At 69.7% G+C, this 18,767-nt stretch carries 14 protein-coding genes and 1 pseudogene; 6 read left to right on the top strand and 9 right to left on the bottom strand.

Features of this window, described 5'->3' with window-relative positions:
* The first annotated feature begins 571 nt into the window (after positions 1-571).
* Positions 572-946 (top strand): hypothetical protein, encoded by a 375-nt coding sequence (locus AB0958_RS40680; protein WP_366895525.1) that lies wholly within the window; start codon positions 572-574, stop codon positions 944-946.
* A 301-nt stretch (positions 947-1,247) separates the two neighbouring features.
* Here the strand turns inward: AB0958_RS40680 and AB0958_RS40675 are convergent, their stop codons facing one another.
* Positions 1,248-1,835, bottom strand: a complete 588-nt coding sequence (locus AB0958_RS40675) for an NAD(P)H-dependent oxidoreductase (RefSeq protein ID WP_366895524.1) — start codon at positions 1,833-1,835, stop codon at positions 1,248-1,250.
* Between the two features lie 88 nt (positions 1,836-1,923).
* Here AB0958_RS40675 and AB0958_RS40670 point away from each other — a divergent pair, with 88 nt between their 5' ends.
* Positions 1,924-2,436 carry a MarR family transcriptional regulator gene (locus AB0958_RS40670; RefSeq protein WP_366895523.1) on the top strand — a complete coding sequence of 171 codons (513 nt, stop codon included), beginning with the start codon at positions 1,924-1,926 and terminating at the stop codon, positions 2,434-2,436.
* Between the two features lie 311 nt (positions 2,437-2,747).
* Here AB0958_RS40670 and AB0958_RS40665 read toward each other — a convergent pair whose 3' ends face one another.
* From AB0958_RS40665 to AB0958_RS40655, 3 genes are all read right to left on the bottom strand, one after another.
* Positions 2,748-2,951, bottom strand: coding sequence for a cold-shock protein (locus tag AB0958_RS40665; RefSeq protein WP_199585095.1), 204 nt, complete (start codon positions 2,949-2,951; stop codon positions 2,748-2,750).
* Positions 2,952-3,208: 257 nt separating this feature from the next.
* Positions 3,209-5,029, bottom strand: a complete 1,821-nt coding sequence (locus AB0958_RS40660) for a sigma-70 family RNA polymerase sigma factor (RefSeq protein WP_366895522.1) — start codon at positions 5,027-5,029, stop codon at positions 3,209-3,211.
* A gap of 121 nt (positions 5,030-5,150) precedes the next feature.
* Positions 5,151-7,085, bottom strand: a complete 1,935-nt coding sequence (locus AB0958_RS40655; protein ID WP_366895521.1) for an autotransporter — start codon at positions 7,083-7,085, stop codon at positions 5,151-5,153.
* A 355-nt stretch (positions 7,086-7,440) separates the two neighbouring features.
* Here AB0958_RS40655 and AB0958_RS40650 point away from each other — a divergent pair, with 355 nt between their 5' ends.
* From AB0958_RS40650 to AB0958_RS40640, 3 genes are all read left to right on the top strand, one after another.
* Complete coding sequence (locus AB0958_RS40650) at positions 7,441-7,968, top strand: SigE family RNA polymerase sigma factor (protein ID WP_366895520.1); 528 nt, start codon at positions 7,441-7,443, stop codon at positions 7,966-7,968.
* Positions 7,965-8,765, top strand: a complete 801-nt coding sequence (locus AB0958_RS40645) for a hypothetical protein (protein WP_366895518.1) — start codon at positions 7,965-7,967, stop codon at positions 8,763-8,765. Before AB0958_RS40650 ends, AB0958_RS40645 begins: the two co-directional genes overlap by 4 nt.
* 158 nt (positions 8,766-8,923) lie before the next feature.
* Entirely contained in the window at positions 8,924-11,377 is a 2,454-nt protein-coding gene (locus tag AB0958_RS40640; protein ID WP_366895517.1) for a non-reducing end alpha-L-arabinofuranosidase family hydrolase, read from the top strand.
* Positions 11,378-11,384: 7 nt separating this feature from the next.
* Here AB0958_RS40640 and AB0958_RS40635 read toward each other — a convergent pair whose 3' ends face one another.
* The 4 genes from AB0958_RS40635 to AB0958_RS40620 form a co-directional block, all read right to left on the bottom strand.
* The gene (locus tag AB0958_RS40635) at positions 11,385-11,519 is read right to left on the bottom strand and encodes a hypothetical protein (protein ID WP_366895516.1); all 135 of its coding nucleotides are present in this window, start codon (positions 11,517-11,519) and stop codon (positions 11,385-11,387) included.
* Positions 11,520-11,615: 96 nt separating this feature from the next.
* Positions 11,616-13,313: an RICIN domain-containing protein gene (locus tag AB0958_RS40630; RefSeq protein ID WP_366895515.1), complete on the bottom strand. Its 1,698-nt coding sequence runs from the start codon at positions 13,311-13,313 to the stop codon at positions 11,616-11,618.
* Positions 13,314-14,157: 844 nt separating this feature from the next.
* The gene (locus tag AB0958_RS40625) at positions 14,158-15,726 is read right to left on the bottom strand and encodes a hypothetical protein (RefSeq protein WP_366895514.1); all 1,569 of its coding nucleotides are present in this window, start codon (positions 15,724-15,726) and stop codon (positions 14,158-14,160) included.
* A 405-nt stretch (positions 15,727-16,131) separates the two neighbouring features.
* On the bottom strand, positions 16,132-16,959 hold the full coding sequence (locus AB0958_RS40620) for a helix-turn-helix transcriptional regulator (RefSeq protein ID WP_366895513.1): 828 nt from the start codon (positions 16,957-16,959) through the stop codon (positions 16,132-16,134).
* A gap of 111 nt (positions 16,960-17,070) precedes the next feature.
* Between AB0958_RS40620 and AB0958_RS40615 the strand changes: the two genes are divergently transcribed.
* Positions 17,071-17,847, top strand: a complete 777-nt coding sequence (locus tag AB0958_RS40615; RefSeq protein ID WP_366895512.1) for an alpha/beta hydrolase — start codon at positions 17,071-17,073, stop codon at positions 17,845-17,847.
* A 144-nt stretch (positions 17,848-17,991) separates the two neighbouring features.
* Here the strand turns inward: AB0958_RS40615 and AB0958_RS40610 are convergent.
* Positions 17,992-18,666 (bottom strand): annotated as a pseudogene (locus AB0958_RS40610) (alpha/beta hydrolase); the annotation flags it as partial.
* Positions 18,667-18,767 lie beyond the last annotated feature (101 nt).

Genomic DNA, 18,767 nt, shown 5'->3' with positions numbered 1-18,767 from the left:
GCTGGCGCACGGTCTGGCACCTCACGCGACTCGGACGCCCACCGATCATCTGAGAAACGCTCCGCAGAACGCAGAACGCAGAAAGGAAATTGAACACCATCAGTCGGCCCTACTGCTGTGCCGACCTTCTGTTTCCGCTACCCGGCTCGACAGAGGGGGGTGCGGGGGGATCGCAACTGCTTGACCGGGGACCACCCTCCCTTCCGGGGTCTTGCGGTACCCGATCCGGGGTGTTCCTCGGGCCGGGCGATCCTGATGGCGTCTGCCGCCCGGTGCGGCTCTCGTGGTTCGAGAGCCGCACCGGCCAGAGCACTTCGTATTCAGCCACCCGCCAGTTCGTGTCTGGCGGGTCTCGTCGACCGTGTCTACGAGAAGAAGCGTACCCACGTCAGGAGCGAAAATCTACTCCAGCAAGAGAAGGTTTCACCCTTCCGATGGAGGAAGAATCCTGCGCGGGCAGCCCTCACCGGTGGGCGGAAGCCGCCTGCCCGTCGTGCGCGCGGCCACTTCAGCTGCCACTTCTGCCCCACAGGGGTACCGGGCAGGGGTGGGCCGCATAAGCTCTGCTGTCATGTCGAACCCTGATGAGTTGCTCGTCGCCATCTCGGCCGCGGTGGAGTCCGAGCGAAGCAATCAGATGTCGCTGACCGTGGTCGTCGGCGGCGCCGTCATCACCGGCCGGCTGGCTCCCGAGGCCGTGTGGCGGGAGCGGGTGGCGGAGGTCCTGAAGGACTCGGACCGTCTCGGCCCGTTCTCGGACATCTTTGCGCGCGGTCCGCGAGGGAACCGGTCCGGTCGTGGCGAGGCGCCCACGCATCTGCACTTCCATCTCGCCCGGATCCTGCAGGGCAGCCTCGGGATCCCGGAGACGGGTGGCATGTACCGGGTCGCGATCAAGGACGTCAGCGCGTGGACCGTGGGAGATCTCATCCACTTCGACCAGTGATGCGACCGGTGATTCGACCGGTGAGGCGCCACCTCCGCGGCACTGCCGGCCGGCGCGTGATGACCTGCCCCACCTGCTTGGCGGGGTAGCGGCGGCGGCCGGTGGTCACGGTCGCACGGCCGCACCCGTGAGGGGTTCAGGCGAAACCCGACCGTACACGGTCAGGTTCTCGACCCGGGCCCTCGCCATGACGGCCGGAGCCACCTCGACGGTCATGTCGTCACCCTCCCCCCGGGGCCCTGCCCTTCGATGTTCTCGACCGCGGTCCCGGGAGCGGGGTGCGGCATGCCGTCCTGGGTCCTCATGCGGCCGTGGGCGTCTGCGTCCTGGCCTGGCGCACCCCGCGCAGGGCGCCGGACCAGGCGATCACCTGGTCGAGCATGTCGCCTACGGCGGTGTCGAGGCCCTCCTGGGGGACGAAGGTGCCGGTGTGGAACGAGGGGTGTGTCGAGATGGTGGGCTGGGCGCGGACCGTGGCCACCTGGAGTTCGGCGAGGACGAGCCGCAGCGCCTCGGCTGCCCGGGCCCCGGCGACCCAGCCGCCGTAGCTGATGATCCCGGCGGCCTTGTCGTTCCACTCCCGGTAGACGTAGTCCAGGGCGTTCTTCAGGGCTCCGGGGAAGGAGTGGTTGTACTCGGGGACGAGGAAGACGTAGCCATCGAAGCTGTCGATGAGTGCGCCCCAGGCGCGGGTGTGGTCGTGCTGATACTGCTGGACGTTCGGGTTGCCGGGTTCGTCGAGGTTGCCGAGGTCGTGGTCGGCGAGGTCGATGAGTTCGTAGTCGGCTCCACCGTGGGCACGGGCGGCCTCCAGTGCCCAGGCGGCGATCTGGTCGCCGCGGCGTCCGGGGCGGGTGCTTCCGAGGATGACTGCGATGCGAAGCGGCATGGTCTTCCTTCCCAGATAGTTGTCACGTCAACTCTAGGTCGGAGAGACTTGATGTGACAACTCTGCTGGTCGCGGTATCCTCGGCGACATGACGGAGACTCGATCGCTGGAACCCGAGGAGTGGGAGTTCTGGGATACCTGGATGCGCGCCCAGCGCCTGCTCACCAGGGAGCTGGAGCGCGGTCTACAGCGTGACTGCGACATCTCGAAGGCCGAGTTCAGCGTGCTGGTGACGCTGTGGCAGGCCGCCGGCCGCGAGATGCGTGTCGGCGAGCTTTCCGAGTCGCTCGACTGGGACAAGAGCCGCGTCTCGCATCAGCTGACGCGCATGGAGAAGCGCGGCTTCGTCCAGCGCACTCGGTACGGGGCCGATGGTCGCCGCGCGGGGATCGGGCTGACCGCCGAGGGTCGCCGCGCCGCCCAGAATGCCGTCCTCGTGCACGGCGGCAACATCCGCCGCCACTTCCTCGACTCTCTGACCCCCGAGCAGGCATCAGTGATCCGGGCATGGAGCGAGCAAGCAGTCGACCGCCTCGACCGGCACGGCAGCGACGCTGCCGGCGACGGCGCGTTCAGACAGCGTCCCACACCGCCACCGTAGACGCCGCCGATACGGCCCTGGGCCTCACGAGCGTTGTCAATGCCGGCCCGGCTTGATCGCGGCGAAGGCCTCCGTGTGGGGTGGAGGTGTCGAATCTGCATCGCAGTACGGCGAGGCCGAAGGCGAGGGTCCTGCCCGACCCGGTTGCGGTCGCTACCCATCAAGGAATTTCCGCAGCAGAATGAGCGGCGCAGAGAATCGCGAGAACGGGCCGAAAAGGCCAGGGAAATCACTCTGGGAAGCGAACGAGCTGGGGCCCGCACCTCCAGGTGCGGGCCCCAGCTGCGAAGTACTGCGTCAGCGCCGGTGCGTCAGGCGGGAACGATGTTCTCGGCTGTCGGGCCCTTCTGGCCCTGCGCGATGTCGAACGACACCTTCTGGCCTTCCAGGAGTTCACGGAAGCCCTGCGTGGCGATGTTCGAGTAGTGGGCGAAGACGTCGGCGCCGCCGCCGTCCTGCGCGATGAAGCCGAAGCCCTTTTCCGCGTTGAACCACTTCACGGTGCCAGTAGCCATGTTGTTTCTCCTTGGGGACGGAGTACAGGAATACGCCCTGTGCGCATTCCGTGTCGCCGTGAGGATCAGCCGTCGGAAAAACCTTCTGGCAACCACACCTGCAACCGAGTTCGACAGTAGCACGGTGCGATCGACCTTGCACGGTGAGCAATTCCGCTCCGCCGGACGGTCGAGGAATACTCGGCGCACCCCGCACCTATTTCTCATTCCACGGGAACAGATATTTCTCTCCGCGGGCGCGACGCCGGGGTGCGTGGTCAGGACACGGCGGAGCGCTGGGGCACGGTGCCCGCGTCGGTCGGCGTGGAGCGGGTGGTGTACTGCGGTACGGGGGCGTCGTCGCCGCCGGTGTCGCGCACGAGTCCGTACCGTTCGCGGTCGGCGGAGTGCGGGGCCGCAGGAGTGGCGATGTCGTCGGCCGTCTCCTGCCAGGAGGTGGGCAGGACGTCGAGGTTGTAGTCGGCCTGGGTTTCGTTGAGGTGGAGTGTGACGCTGCCGTCGAGGTAGTAGTACTCGTTCTGCCACATCTGCTGGGCGCCGGGCGGGAGCACGATCAGTCCTTGCTGCCGGTTGCCCATCCAGGTGCCGCCGGCGGTCGCGCCCGGCTGACGGTCGTCCATGCGGTGGCCGCCGCCCGAGGCCACGTGGAACAGCCTTCCTCGCAGTCCGGTCCACGAGGGCATGGTCAGCAGCCCGGGGCGCAGCCCGTACATCACGTCCCAGTGGACGGTGAAGTAGCCCTTCCCGCGCAGTTCCACGGTGTCCCCGCGGTGGACGAGCTGGTAGCCGTCCAGGTGTCTCTTGAGCCCCGTCATCGTCACCGTGGTCTGCGGGCGGCGGGGCAACGGGGCGGGCGGGCGGTCCGGCGGGGGCGCGCTGTCCACGGTGTCGACCACGGACCCGTACCGCGGCCGGGGCGAGGGATGCGGGATCGCCGAGCCCCGTACGGGTGCCGGCCGGGACGGCGAGGCGGATGCGGATGCGGATGCGGATGCGGATGCGGTGAGCGAGGGCGCGGGTGCCGGGCGGCCGGAAGCCGTCGGGGCGGTGGCCGGACGCGCCGAAGGTCCGGGCCACGGGGCCGCGTACCCGAGCACGCCACCGCCCACGGCGAGCAGCGCACTCGCCGCCACCACGGCCTTCGCGGTGAGGCTCATCCCTGCGGCCCCTGCGGTCCCCGCCGTCCCCGCCGTCCCCGCCGTCCCCGCCGTCGCGGACCCTGCGCCGCCTGGAGTGGCCGTGGTGCCGGCATGGCCGGCCGCCGCCGCGTGCGTTCCCGCGGACAGCCACGGGCGCCAGGTCAGCAGTGCCGCCGGCACGGGCAGCAGGGCCAGGGGCGCCAGCAGTCCCTCCGGGGCCAGCAGGCCTTCCTCGTGGCGTACGCACCGCGGGCACTGCCGCACATGGCGGCCGAGGCGTTTGCGCCACAGGCCGCTGGGGGCCCCGTTCCAGTCCACGGTCAGCCGGGTCAGCTCCCCGCATACGGGCCTGGCCGCGAGGGCGCGGACGATGACGCGGGAGGTGTGCAGGCGCTCCTTCATGCGTTGCACGCGTACGGCCGCTTGATGGCCGGTCATGTCCAGAGCGGACGCGAGCTCGGCCCGGGCGAGCCGGCCGGCCGTCTCCAGCCACCACAGTGACAGCAGTTCCCGGTCGTCCTCGTCGAGCCAACGGGTCGCGCGCACGGACTCCTCGCGCTGCCCGGACAGCCGCAGGTCGAGGATGACCCCCTCGGCGAAGTCGGCGGCCGGGTCGGGCCGGTGCTCGGCCGCGTCGAACGCCGCTCCCGTCGTCTCCCTCCTGCCGCGCCTGCGGAGGTGGTCGCGGACCTCGTTCACGGTGATGGTGATCACCCAGGACCGGAACGCCTCCGGGCGCTCCAGTCCCCCGATGCCGCGCAGGACGCGCATCATCGTCTCCTGGACGATGTCGTCGACGTCGTCGCGGTACGGGTGCGCACGCGCCGCGACGCTGTAGACCAGCGGAAGGGTCCGGGAGCTGAGCTCTTCCAGGGCGCCGCGATCGCCGGCCCGAGCCGCGGCTATCACGTCGGCCGCGGGCGCGGCATGCCTTGGCATCGGGTCTCCCTTCGACCTCACGCGGGTACGAAGCCCGCTCACACCGTGGCAGCGGAGTCATCGTAGGACGGTGACCGCCGGCAGCCATGGGCGGGCCGGTGGAACCCGTGGCGGCCGGGGATCAGCGGGCGTGACGCGGGGACGTGCGCGCACGCGAGCGGACGCGCACGAGGACGAGGACCGCGGCGACGCCGGCGAGGACGACGCCCGCCAGTCCTGTGACGGCCCACGGAGCACCGACGTTGCTGCCGGTGTCCGCCATGGCGCCGGTGGCCGCCGTCGTGCCGGTGGAGGCGCCCAGGGGGGTGACCGCTCGGCCGGTCCGGGACGGGGAGGGCGCCGGTGTCGTCGCGGCGGAGGCGGGGAGGGCGGTGAGCACGGTGTGGGCGCCGGCCCGGCTGACGGAGAAGCGCGCCCGGCCGATGGCGAGACCGGTACCGGAGACCTTTGCGGTCGTCGAACCGACGGTCAGCTCAGGGGAGTTCCGGGACAGAAGGATCTTCGCGCCGGTGCCGACCCGCAGCCTGCGCAGGGTCGTGTCGCGTGCCCTGCTCAGATCCAGGACGGCCGAGGAACCGGTCAGGACGACCGCGCCGGAGGTGCGCAGAGAGGTCCCGGAGACGATCAGGCTGCCTCTGGCCACGGTGGTGGTGCCGGTGTAGGCGGCGCTGGTGACGGTGGTGGCCGCGGCTCCGCTCTGCGTCAGCGATCCGGTACCGGTCACCGTCGGGAGGGTGGCGGGCGTCCTGGTGTTGCGGAGCACGAGCGAACCGTTGCCGATCACCTTGTCGAAGGCTCCGCCGGTGTGGAGGCTCCCGTCGCCGCCCGCGGTCCCGGAGCCGAGACGGAGGGTCGCGTTCCGGTCGATGGTGGTGGATCCGTCGTAGTACTGCGCTGCCGCGAAGGTCACGTCGTTGCCGCTGGTGCCGGCGATGACGACGTCCCCGGCGCCGGGAGCGCTGAGGGTGTCGTGATACATGCCGCCGCCGATGGGCGCGCCCAGGGTCACCGGTCCGTCGTAGTCGAAGGTGAGCCGGGAGCGCTGCCGTCTGGCGTGCAGGTTGATGTAGACCGTCTGCGCCGTGCCGGGCATGAAGATCCGGTGCGTGGTCCCGTCGCCCCACTGGACGTCGGCCCCCTCGATGTTGGTGCCGCGCTTGTTCAGGTTGTGGGCCACGGGCCGCCAGTTCAGTCCGGGGTCGCTCAGCGACGGCGCCGCCCCGTCGCCGCTGTCGCTCCAGCTGTAGACACCGGTGAGGATCACCTTGCTGCCCGGGCGGGAGTGCACGTTGACGTCGTTGCCGAACTCGTGGCTGTAGAAGTTCTGCCGCTGGACGACCGTGTGGTCGAGCGGGGTGTCGATGATCCATGAACCGCGGTTGACCACGGAGCGGGCATGGGGGAGGTCGGCGGCACAGGTGGTGCTCGCGAAGTTGACGCCCGTGCCGTTGTCGAAGATGCCGGAGAACGGGTTGGTGCCACAGATCTGGAGCGTTCCCCACATGTTCCGGGGCTGGGTGACCAGGCCGGAGCCGCTGATGACGCCCAGGTTGAACAGCCGGGTCAGAGACAGACGCAGGGTGCCGTCCACCCGGATGTTGTCCTGGTTCTGCTGGTAACCGGGTGTGTTGTACGGGAAGGACCCGATCAGACCGGTCGTACCGCCGGTGCCGTACTGGAGGGTCGCCCCCGCGTCCACGGTGACCGCGGGTTCGTCGGGACTGCCGACCACGACGTACGGGTGGTTGCCGCCCGGGATCCGGACCCTCTGGTGCTGCCGGGAGCGCGGCAGGGTGAAGGTGCTGTCCTTGGCGAGGACCAGCGTGCCGGTGCCGGACACCCGAAGGGCTCCCTCACCGCTGATCACACCGGTGTACGTGTGGGTTCCCCGCGGGACGCGCACGACCGCGTCTCCGGTCAGGACGACATCACGGTTCGCCAGAACGGCCGAGGTGATGTCGCCGTCCGCGGCGACCGCGCTGCCCACCGCCACCACCGGCGTGACGGCTCCCGCGACGAGAGCCGACGCCAGGACAAGGTGCCAAGATCGCTTCATCGAGTCTGGGTGCTTCCTGAAGTGCTGGTGTTCCTTACGGACCTGGGGACCGGTGGCCGGCCACCGGGATCTCAAAAACCCGGCAACCTTCTCGTGCGCTGCGGCAACTGGGAGCCGTAAGGCCGAGTCGAACTACCGGATGGACGGACATGAGGGCACCGAAGCACACCGCGCCGCAGCCGGGGCGCAGGCGCGGACTGGTCCGGCAGTGACCAGCCCGCCGGCCAGCCTTCGCCGCCCCGCAACCGAGCACGACCGCTGTTCGAATCCCGGGCCGGGCCCTGTTAGGCTGCGCCCCCCGTTGTTGAACGCGCAATCAACGCGCACATCATTGCCAGGAGAGGGCGACCGGGGGATGGTCCTCGATGACGCGTCCGCGGAGTTCCACGAATTCTTCGAACGCCACTATGCCGAACTCGCCCGTCTGGCTCACCTGCTGACCGGCGAGAGTGACGCGGCGGACGACCTCGCGGCGGACGCCCTGGTCGCCCTGTGGCAGCGCTGGGACCGGTTGCGGCAGGCCGACCACCCGCTCGCCTACGCCCGCGGTGTGGTGGCCAACCTGGCGCGGGGACGGATCCGCAGCGCGGTGCGCGAGCGACGCAGGATCGCGCTGTTCTGGTCCCGCAGCCCCGAGAAGGTGGACGGACCGGACACGGCGGCCGTGCTGGACGTCCGCGCGGCGCTCGCCCGGCTGCCGTTCCGCAAGCGGGCCTGCGTGGTGCTGCGGCACGCCTTCGACCTGTCGGAGAAGGACACGGCGGTGGCGCTGGGCGTCTCGGTCGGCACGGTGAAGAGCCAGACCTCGAAGGGAATGGCCGAGCTGGAACGGATACTGGGCGCACGAGCGGCCGGGGAGCTGGCAGGGAGGAGGAACCGGTGAACGAGGAGATCGCCCGTCAGCTGCGCGAGGCCGCCGAGGCCCACCGGCCCGACCGCGCGCGGATGCTGGCCCGGGTGCAACGCGGTATGGCCGGCCCCGCCGTCCGTCACCGCGCGCGGCCGTTCGCGAGGTCCGGGATCAGGATCGCGCTCGCCGGGCTCGCCGCCACCGGAATTCTGGCGACCGGCGGTCTCGCCGTCGCCGCCATCGTCGTGCACTCGTCGCCGTCGGCCACCGTGACCACGCCTGCCACCCCCTCCCCCACCGCCGGCTCCCCGCACCCGACCTCGACCCACCCGACCTCGGCCCGCCCCACCCCCGTCGCGCCGGCCCCGGCCACCACCCCGGGCAGCTCGCGCCCGACTCCGCCGGCCACCAGTCCATCGCCGACCGCCGACGAGAGCCGGAACGGGCCGTTGTGGTCGGCCGGCTCGCTGGATCCGAAGAGCACCGTCTACTGGACGCAGAGCAACCTCGTCCTCAAGACGACCCAGCCGCTCACCTCGCTCACGATCGAGATGCGGATCGCACAGACCGGCGGAGTGGAGAACACCGGCACCTGGCAGACCCTGCCGAGTGACGACTTCACCGTCACCGTCCAGGAGGCCGGCGGCACACTGGTCTACCGCTGGGTCCTCAAACCGGGCCTGACGGTGCCGACCGGGAACCACGAGTTCGCCGCCCAGTTCAACAACGGCGCCGACGGGCACAGTGCCGCGGGCGACGGCTACCGCGTCGACGCGCAGGGTTCGGGCGGCTCCTCGTCGGTCCGGGGAGGGTTCGTCCCGACCCGGTGAACGCCGCTGTGCGGCAAGGGGACGAGGCCCCTTGCCGCACAGGCCGCCGGGTGACGGCGGCCGCGAACATTCTTCCCTCGATCGCGGCAACTTCTCTGTGCGCGGCGGCAACTGGCTCATGACCAGGGCCGGATCAAGGCCCGCTGCGCCAGAAGGACATGCCGTTGTCAGATCAGAACCGCTCCCATCGCCGCCGTCCGGCAACCCGCCGCGTGCTCGCCGCCGCCGTGGTCCTCGCCGCCGCGGGTGCTGCCGTACCCCTGGTCGCCCAGGCCGCACACACACCGAATTCCCGCACGCTGGGCGCGGCAGCGGCCGACAGCCACCGCTATTTCGGTACGGCCGTGGCTGCCGGAAGGATCGGCGACTCGTCCTACTCCACGCTTCTCGACCGGGAATTCAACATGATCACCCCGGAGAACGAGATGAAGTGGGACACCACCGAACCCTCCCGCGGGAACTTCAACTTCGCCCCCGCCGACGCGATCGTGGGCCACGCCACCGCGCACGGCCAGCGCATGCGCGGGCACACCCTGGTCTGGCACTCCCAACTGCCGAGCTGGGTCAAGTCCATCACCGACGCCAACACCCTGCGCAGGGTGATGGACAACCACATCACCACCGAGATGTCCCACTTCAAGGGCAAGATCTACGCCTGGGACGTGGTCAACGAGGCGTTCGCCGACGGTGGCAGCGGTCAGCACCGCAGCTCGGTCTTCCAGGACGTGCTGGGCAACGGCTTCATCGAGGAGGCGTTCCGCACCGCGCGGGCCGCCGATCCCTCGGCCAAGCTCTGCTACAACGACTACAACATCGAGAACTGGACCGACGCCAAGACGCAGGGCGTCTACGCGATGGTCAAGGACTTCAAGTCCCGCGGTGTGCCCATCGACTGTGTCGGCTTCCAGAGCCACTTCGGCGCCGGCGGCCCGCCGGGCGGCTTCCGGACCACCCTGTCCAAGTTCGCCGCGCTCGGCGTGGACGTCCAGATCACCGAGCTGGACATCGCCCAGGCGTCGCCGACCGCGTACACCGCCGCCGTCCAGGCGTGCATGAGCGTCGCTCGCTGCACGGGCATCACGGTGTGGGGCATCCGCGACAGCGACTCCTGGCGCACCGGTGAGAGCCCGCTGCTGTTCGACGCGGGCGGCAACAAGAAGCCCGCCTACGGCGCGGTGCTCACCGCCCTGGGCGGCACCAGCGGCAGCGGCGGGGGCACGGCGGGCGGCGGCACGACGGCCGGGGACCTCACCTCCGGCACCGTCTACACGCTCTCCAACGCGGCCGCCGGACGCGTTCTCGACGAACCCGCGGGGTACGACGGCAACGGCACCCCGCTCCAGGTGTGGGACGCCGGCGGTGCCTCCAACCAGCAGTGGCGGGCCACCCGGAACAGCGACGGCTCCTACACACTGACCAACGTCGCCAGCGGCCGGGTACTGGACGAGCCGGGCAACCAGACGGCCAACGGGACGAGGATGACGGTCTGGGACTCCAACGGTGGCGCCAACCAGCACTGGCGGGCCACCCGGAACAGCGACGGCTCCTACACACTGACCAACGTCGCCGGCGGCCGGGCGCTGGAGATCCCCGGCGGTCGGACCGCCAACGGCACTCCCGTCCAGATCTGGGGCGCCAACGGCGGCGGTGCCAACCAGCACTGGAACTTCAAGCCGGCCACGGCGCCGAAGAGCACCACGTGTGCTCTTCCGTCGACGTACCGGTGGACGTCGACGGGTGCGTCGGCGCAGCCGGCGAACGGGTGGGACGCGGTGAAGGACTTCACCACCGTGACGTACCACGGCAAGCACCTGGTCTACGCGTCGAGCGTGTCGGGGTCGTCGTACGGCTCGATGATGTTCAAGCCCTTCACGAACTGGGCGGACATGGCCTCGGCCGGGCAGACCGGCATGAGCCAGAACGCGGTGGCTCCCACGCTGTTCTACTTCGCGCCCAGGAAGATCTGGGTGCTGGCGTCCCAGTGGGGCGCGTCGCCCTTCGTCTACCGCACGTCGAGCGACCCCACCGACCCCCATGGCTGGTCCGCGCCGCAGCCGCTGTTCACCGGCAGCATCCCCCGCGCCGAATCCGGCACCGGCCCGATCGACCAGACCCTGATCGCCGACGACCAGAACATGTACCTGTTCTTCGCCGGTGACAACGGCAGGATCTACCGGGCGAGCATGCCGATCGGGAACTTCCCGGGCAACTTCGGGTCGTCGTACACCACGGTCATGAGCGACACGGTGAAGAACCTGTTCGAGGCACCGCAGGTCTACAAGGTCCAGGGCCAGAACCAGTACCTCATGATCGTCGAGGCGCGCGGCGCCAACGAGCAGCGCTACTTCCGCTCCTTCACCGCCACCAGCCTGAGCGGTTCCTGGACCCCCCAGGCCGCCACCGAGAGCAACCCTTTCGCCGGCAAGGCCAACAGCGGTGCCACCTGGACCAACGACATCAGCCACGGTGACCTGGTCCGCAACAACCCCGACCAGACCATGACCATCGACCCCTGCAACCTGCAGTTCCTCTACCAGGGCAAGTCCCCCACCGCGAGCGGACCGTACGACCAGCTTCCGTGGCGGCCGGGCGTCCTCACCCTGCAACGCTGACCGCTGCTCACCGCCTCGTCGAGGAACCCCAGCCGTGCGCCGGCTGGGGTTCCCGTCGTTCGACGCACTCCTCGACCGGCACGGCCCGCACTCCCCCGGCCGCGCGGTCCAACTCGGCTTCCCCGCCGTCACCCGTCAGCACGATCCTCCCCTTCGCCGAGGCCGCCTCGATCGGCGCCCGCACAGACGACGAAATGCGCCCCCATCGAAGAGATGGGGGCGCATTCGCCGGCTTCACCTACTTGAGTGCTGTACCGCCCGAGTTGTGGTACGCGATCGTCTTGTTGATCAGGTTTCCGCCGTCGGTTTCGACCGAGGTCTGTTCCTGCTGCCCCGGGCCGAAGAACAGGCCGGCGACATGGGCCTTCGCGACCTGGTCCATGTGTGCGAAGAACCAGTCCACCTTGTCGTCCTTGTAATGGTTGAGGGTGTTGTTCTGCGCCATGTTGCCCACGGGGATCTGCCACAGGACCACCGGCTTGCCCACGGACTCGGCCATCGTCTTGTAGAACTGCAGCGCGGCGGCGGCCTTCTGGTCGTTCCAGAAGTGGTCACTGCCGCCGTGGGCCGGCTGTGCGTACCAGCCCGCGTCGCGGTCCGACACGTCGGTGGCCAGGAAGTCGGCGTTCTTGGCCCCGAAGCTCTCGTAGGACTTGACGCAAGCCTGCGTGTTGGTCTGCCAGTCGAAGCAGGAGAGGTGCATCCCCACGGCGGTGTTCGGCGCGTACTTGTGCGCCATCGAGATCAGGCACTGGGCGAGTCCGGTGGCGCTGTTCTCCTGCGAACCGCAGTCCTTCGGGTTCGCGCTCGAGACCTGCGCGGGAACCTGGTGCGGATCGCCGAGCGACCGGACGTAGCCCCAGAAGTCGGGCTCGAGGTCGATCGCCTCCTGCGACGTGCCGATCTTCTGGAGGAAGAAACGGTAGTCGTTGAGGTAACGGGTCAGCAGGTCAACGCGGTTGATGGCCTTGACCTCGCCCGGACCGTCGCCCTCGCCCGCCGCGTCCCCGAGGTCGCGCAACGAGTACCAGGTCCAGAGCATCTTCTGCGGACGCGCGCTGCCCTTGTACGTCGCCTGGGACACCACGTCGTCCCGCCAGGTCACGTACGTGCCGGGTGCCGTGGTGCTGCCGTTCCAGCAGCCCCACCAGCCCGACCATCCGTCCTGGCATTTCGCTGCCGTGTAGTAGTCCGAGGAGGGCGCGGGCTGGCTGTGCACATAGGCGTACCGCACGTCGAACGGCGCGGCGGCCGCCGAGGCGTCGGACATCGAGCCGCCGATGAGCACCGTGCTGCTGCCCATGAAACGTGTCGTCGAGCTGCCGCCGGCGGCCACGGGAGACTGCGTGGACGACGGTGTGGACGACGGGTGCGAGCTGCTCGGAGCCGGGCTGGCGGGAACGCTGCTGCTCGGCGCGGTGGGCGTACCGGAGCTGCCGACACTCCCGACCGGGACGAGTTGCCACTGCTGATCGGCCCCGCCCCGGTCGCGGTTCTGGACGACGCCGCTCCCGTCGGTCTTGGCGGCGTTGTGGACGTCGACGGCCATGCCGCTGAAGCGATTGACCAGACGCACGTAGCCGTCCGGCGACTTGGCGAGCTTGAACTGCTGGTTGGTGCCGTTCAGGTCTTTCCACTGCACGAGGGCGGAGCCGGCGGTCTTCGACCAGCCGAGGTCGTCCAGCACCTTGCCGGAGTTCCGGTTCTGCAACCGGAAGTACCCGTCACCCGCGTCGACGAACCGCCACTGCTGGTTGGGGCCGCCATGCCGGCTCCACTGCACCACCGCCGCGCCGTCGTTCTTGGCGGAGGCCCGGTCGTCCAGCACCTTGCCGCTGTTGCGGTTGACCAGCACGTACCACTTCTTCAGATCCAGGGTCTTCGGCTGCGCCGAAGCCTGGCTGACCACAACGGCCGAGCCGGTCACGACCACCATGGCGAGACCCGCCCACAGACCCCGACGCGCGAGCAACCGACGGCCACGATGCTTCGGGCGGCCACCGCGCGCGCCGCCGACGGCACGGTGGCCGCCGACGGGGGACGTCACCGATGACGTGGGGGGGCCGGGGACATGTCTGTGCTCTCGTTCCAGGGACACGCCTGTGCTCTCTTTCAGCCGTTGCATCTGGCCGACCACCTGGCCGGACAACACCGAGTGGTCCCAGAGGCCGAAAAGGTTGCCGTGAAGAGCCACAGAATTTTTTCGCCTCCGGCCGCACCAAGCGCAACCCGGGTCGGATCAACGGCTGAAGGGCGCCGTCGCGCGTGCACAGCCGCACGGCGGGGCCGCAGCCAGTGGTGGCTGCGGCCCCGCTCGGGCGCCCGGGTCAGGACGGGTCGCCGTACTGGAGGCCGCGCTTCTTCCGTTCGCCTCGTGGTGCGGTAGGCGTCGACCAGCGTCCAGGCCGGCGTTCGGTCACCGCGCACAGCAAAGAGGCCCAGGTCTCTGACCTGGGCCTTCTCCGTGGAGCGGGTGACGAGAAGGGGACTCGCGCGCTCAGCTCGGGAAGCGACGGCGCTCGGGCAACCCGGGTTCCTTCCAGGCGCTTTCGCTCCGATGTGCCGCCCTCAAAAAGCGGATTCGCGCTGCTGCCAACCGTGGTTGACCGGTCTGTGAAGGGCACGCTCGGGGCACGCCCTCCGAGACGAGTCGCCGCAGGCCTTCCTCAGCGCACTCTGTCAGTCGGATGCGGCCCGGATGCAGTCGGGTGCGGCCCGGATGTGGGATTCCTCCGGGCCGACGGAGCATCACGGAGCATCACGGGAGCAGAGCAACACCCTCAGCCGATGGCGTACGCCCGGTACACCGTCTGCACCGAGGTGTCTCCGGCGGAATCCGTCACCTCGGAGCGCAGGGCGACGGCGCCGGACGCCGGGTTGTGAACGGACGCCTGCCAGGCCGACCCGGACCGCTTGACGGTCGCCGCCTTCCAGGTTTTGCCGCCGTCGGCGGACGACCAGACCCGGACGGACGCGGCGGTGACCTTGGTGAGCTTGATGTCGGGGCCCTGGGAGGCACGCCCGGCGCTCACGTCGACCGTCGTGGTGCTGTTCGGCGCGGCCTGGTTGTGGCTGTTCAGCCCGGTGGGCAGGAAGCGGGTCAGGAAGACGGGCGCGACCATCGCCTTGGCCGGGTCGGACACCTTGAAGTGCCAGTCGAGGGTGGTCCGCGGCGACAGCATGCCGGCCGGGAAGGTGATGCCCGGGCGGTAACGGTGGGCGTCGGCGGTCAGGCGGTACCAGCCGGCCGAGCGGACAGGGGCGTCGAACTCGGCGGGCCCGGTGCGCCAGTCGGTCAGGGTCTGCTTCTTGACGGTGGTGCTGCCCTTGGAGAGGACCACCGTCTCCTTCGTCAGGTCCCCCCAGTCGCCGCCGATGTCGAGGTCGCCGATCAGGGCGTCCGCGAAGAAGGTGACGGACTTCTGCCCGAGCAGCGGCAGATTGCGCATGGGGCCCCATGCAGCCCGGCCGAAGGACTGGGTGAAGCTCTGCCCCGCCTTCAGGGTCCTGAGCTTCGGAAAGCCGCCGCTGACGTTGTCGCCGTTGCTGCCGAAGATGTCGTCGCGCGGCTGCCAGGTTCCGGGAGTCAGGTGGACGGTGGCGCTGTACGGGGCGTTGTCGTCGCGCACCTGGGCCATCAGGTCGGTCGTGCAGTCATCGGTCTTCGGCGCCGCCTGGAGCGCGGTGTCGACCTGAGTACCCATCTGCGTTCCGGCGCGCACCGAGAAGCGCATCGTCGCAAGCCCCGACCGCTTGAACGAGCCCCCGGGCGCCGCCGGGATACCGGTGGCCTTCTTCACGGCGACATAGCTGTCGTTGCCGGACCACTGCGCGAGGTACCCGAACTGGAGGAGCTTGGAGGAGTTCGGGATGGCGTAGAGGGCTCCCTCGTCGTTCCAGCCGCCGACGCTGTAGGCGGACGGCATGTCCATGTTGGCGGCGCACACCCGCGCGTTGATCAGTGGCGGCCCCGTCACGTCGGCAGGCGTGTCGAGTGACACCTTGACAGGCTTGCCCTTGCGCGCGTCGAGCGTCACCGACTTGCTGCCCGACACCGTCACGACCTGCGCGCCGATGGTGTCGGTGCCCCAGCCTTCGGTAGCGCTCTCGTATATGTCGGTCATCGCGAGATAGCGCCCCGACGGCAGGCTGATCCGCTTGCCTGACTTGACTGTGTACGTCTGACCGGACGGCACGGCGACGACGGTGACGGTCGTCGAGACCTTGGCACCGTGCCGACCCAGCGTGGTGACCGTCAGCGAGCCCGACGCCGCCTGCGCGGCGGCGGCCGAAGCGAGCAGCGGCACCAGCGCGGCTACCCCGACGAAAGCGAGCGATCTTCGTTGCACTGTAAGCAACTCCCCCTCAAGCCAACAAGTTTGGCCATCATAGGACCGCCCCGCAGACGGCAGTTCACGTCAGGAGACGCACCTGATCACGGTGTGCCAAAAAATCACGTGCCGCCTGCCCCGAGGTGAGGCCCTCATGACGTGAGGCACGGCGGCGTGCGGCGGAATCAGGGGAAAGAGCCGCAGCCGCAGAAGCCCCGGACCTCACCCGAAGCAACCGGGTCGGGTACTGGCGAGACGGCACCGAGTGCGTCCGTACGGCATGGGCCGCAACCGCGCGGAGAGCACCTGAAGCCTTGCGGCATGAATCCGGCACGCGCCGACTGATCACGACGGACAGCAGAAAGGCCGAGGGCGCTGATCCGGGCCTTCTTCATAGATGTGCGTGTTCTGATGGGCGCCTCCTCACTCGGCGGCCACCGTCGCCTGCCACGCGCCCGGGCGTTCGCCTGTGGCCCTGTGGAAGAACACCGAGAAGCTGGATGCGTCGGGGAAGCCGAGTACGTCGGCGCAGCGGGCGGCGGTGAGGCGGTCGTGTGCGAGGAGCCGTTTGGCTTCCAGGGTGATCCGTTCGACGATGTACGCCTTGGCGGTGCGGCCGGTGGCCTGCTGCACCGCTCGTGAGAGGGTGCGGGGCGCGTATCCCAGCGCACGGGCGTAGTGGCCGGCGTCGTGGTGTTGCCGGAAGTGCGCTTCGACGCTGGAGCGGAACAACCGGAACACCGGAGGGGTGAGCCGTGCTTCGGCGTGTGGTGGGTGCAGTCGGGTGATGAGCGCGGAAAGCAGGATTTCGGGCAGCTCCGTCCGGGAGTCACCGGGTGGGGCGGATGCTTCGAGGAGGAGATGGCTGCGCGCCGTGTCGACGAAGGGCCAGTCGGCGTCGGGGATGCTCCAGTGCGCGGCCGGGTCCGGGGAGGCGGCCAGTTCTCGGCTGGCGCGAGTGACCGGCGCCGTCGGTACGAACAGCACGAGGTGCCCTGCCACGTCGGCGATGTCGTCCCACCGGTGCACGGCGCCGGGCGGAATCCACACCGCGGACTGATCTTGGAGCGGGTGGCGGCGGAAATCGACGGTGACTGAGCCGGGTCCGGCGTCGATGACGGCAAGGACGTGGAAGTCGGCGCGCTGCGTGCCGCCGTCGTTCAGCTCGCGAAGGCGGCCGAACGTCATCGTCTCGACCGAGGCGGCGCGGCGTCCCGCGGGCTGGTAGGTCATGTGCCGGATCACGCTCACGTGTCCAGTTTTCACCATCGGGCGACCAGTCGCGCCGATGCCCCGTCCGGGTGCAGAAGCTTCAATGAATGCACGGGGCAATCGCCCAGAGCATCGACCGGAAGAGCCATCATGGACACGACGCAGCAGACGCTACTGCCCACTTACGACCATCGGCCGGGGACCGGACCGACTCTGGTGTTCCTGCACTATTGGGGCGGTTCCGCCCGCACCTGGGACCTCGTCGTCGACCGCCTGGCGGGCCGTGACGTGCTCACGGTCGACTTCCGCGGGTGGAGCCGGTCGAGCGCCCTGCCCGGTCCCTACACGCTCGGTCAGCTCGCCGACGACACGCTCGCCGTGCTCGCGGATGCGGGGGTCACCGACCACGTCCTGGTGGGGCATTCGATGGGCGGAAAGGTCGCACAGCTGGTCGCGGCCACCCGGCCCGCCGGCCTGCGCGGCATCGTTCTCGTCGGCTCCGGCCCGGCGAAGCCCGCCGCACAGGTCACTCCCGAGTACCAGGAAGCCCTGTCGCACGCCTACGACTCCGCCGAGTCCGTGGCCGGTGCACGGGATCACGTCCTCACCGCGACCGAGCTGCCCGCGTCGGTCAAGGCGCAGATCGTGACCGACTCGCGGACCGGCACCGACGCCGCCCGCACCGAGTGGCCGCTGCACGGTATCGCGCAGGACATCACCGAACACACGCGCATGGTCAACGTGCCCGCTCTCGTCGTCGCCGGAGAACACGACCAGGTGGAGCCCGTCGCCGTGCTCCGCGACAACCTGGTGCCCTACCTCTCCCACCCCGACTTCGTGGTGGTCCCCCACACCGGTCACCTGATCCCGCTGGAAGCCCCGGCCGACCTTGTCGACGCCATCACCGCATTCGCGCCGGCAGCCTGACCGTCCCCGCGGCCCGACGACGGGCTGCCCCCTGATCACCCGCGCACGGCGTCGGGACAGACCCTGCCGCGTTGCACCGCACCCGACAGTGCCGTGACCTGGCTGGGGTCAACCGCCACGACTCTGCGCCCATGAGCAGACGCCTTATCCGCCTGTCCGCGCGAGTTCTTGTCCCAGCACCCGCCCGAGGAAGCCGCGCAGGTAACCCGCGACGACGTCCGGGTGGCTCTCCAGCAGGAAGTGACCACCGTTGATCAGGTGCACCTCCGCGTCCTTGGCGTCGCGGGCGAAGGCCCGCGCACCCGCCGGGCCGAAGATCTCGTCGTTGCGGCCCCACACGGCGAGCACCGGGACCTCGCCGGTGCGCAGGAATTCGTGCAGCAGCGGGTAGAGCGGGCGGTTGTTCCGGTAGTCGCGGAACAGCGCCAGCTGGACCTCGTCGTTGCCCTCGCGGGAGACGAGGGCGAAGTCGTGCTCCCAGGTGTCCGGGCTGACCAGGCTCGGGTCGGGCACGCCGTGCAGGTACTGCCAGCGGATGGCGTCGACGCCCAGCGCGGCGCGGACGGCGGGTTCGGTGTCAGGGCCGGGGTTCGCCCCGTAGGCCCACACGTCGACCCAGAACGACTCGACGAAACCGTCCTCGTAGCCGTTGCCGTTCTGGGTGACGAGTGCGGAGATCCGTTCGGGGTGCTCGAGCGCCAGGCGCCATCCGATGGGGGCGCCGTAGTCCTGGACGTAGAGGGCGTAGCGGTCCAGGCCCAGCTGGTCGAGCAGTCCGGAGGTGAGTTCGGTGAGGGCGTCGAAGGTGTAGGTGAACTCCCCTACGCGGGGGGGTGCCTCTATGTCCTTCGTCAAGGCACCCCCGTCGGGTTTGGGGTGATTGGGGCTTGCTGGGGTCATGCGGCGAGTGCAACGTCCGC

The organism is Streptomyces sp. NPDC006655, from assembly GCF_040703965.1.
Taxonomy (GTDB): domain Bacteria; phylum Actinomycetota; class Actinomycetes; order Streptomycetales; family Streptomycetaceae; genus Streptomyces.
Note: the sequence above shows the minus strand (reverse complement) of the source record. Positions and strands in the feature narration are given on the sequence as shown.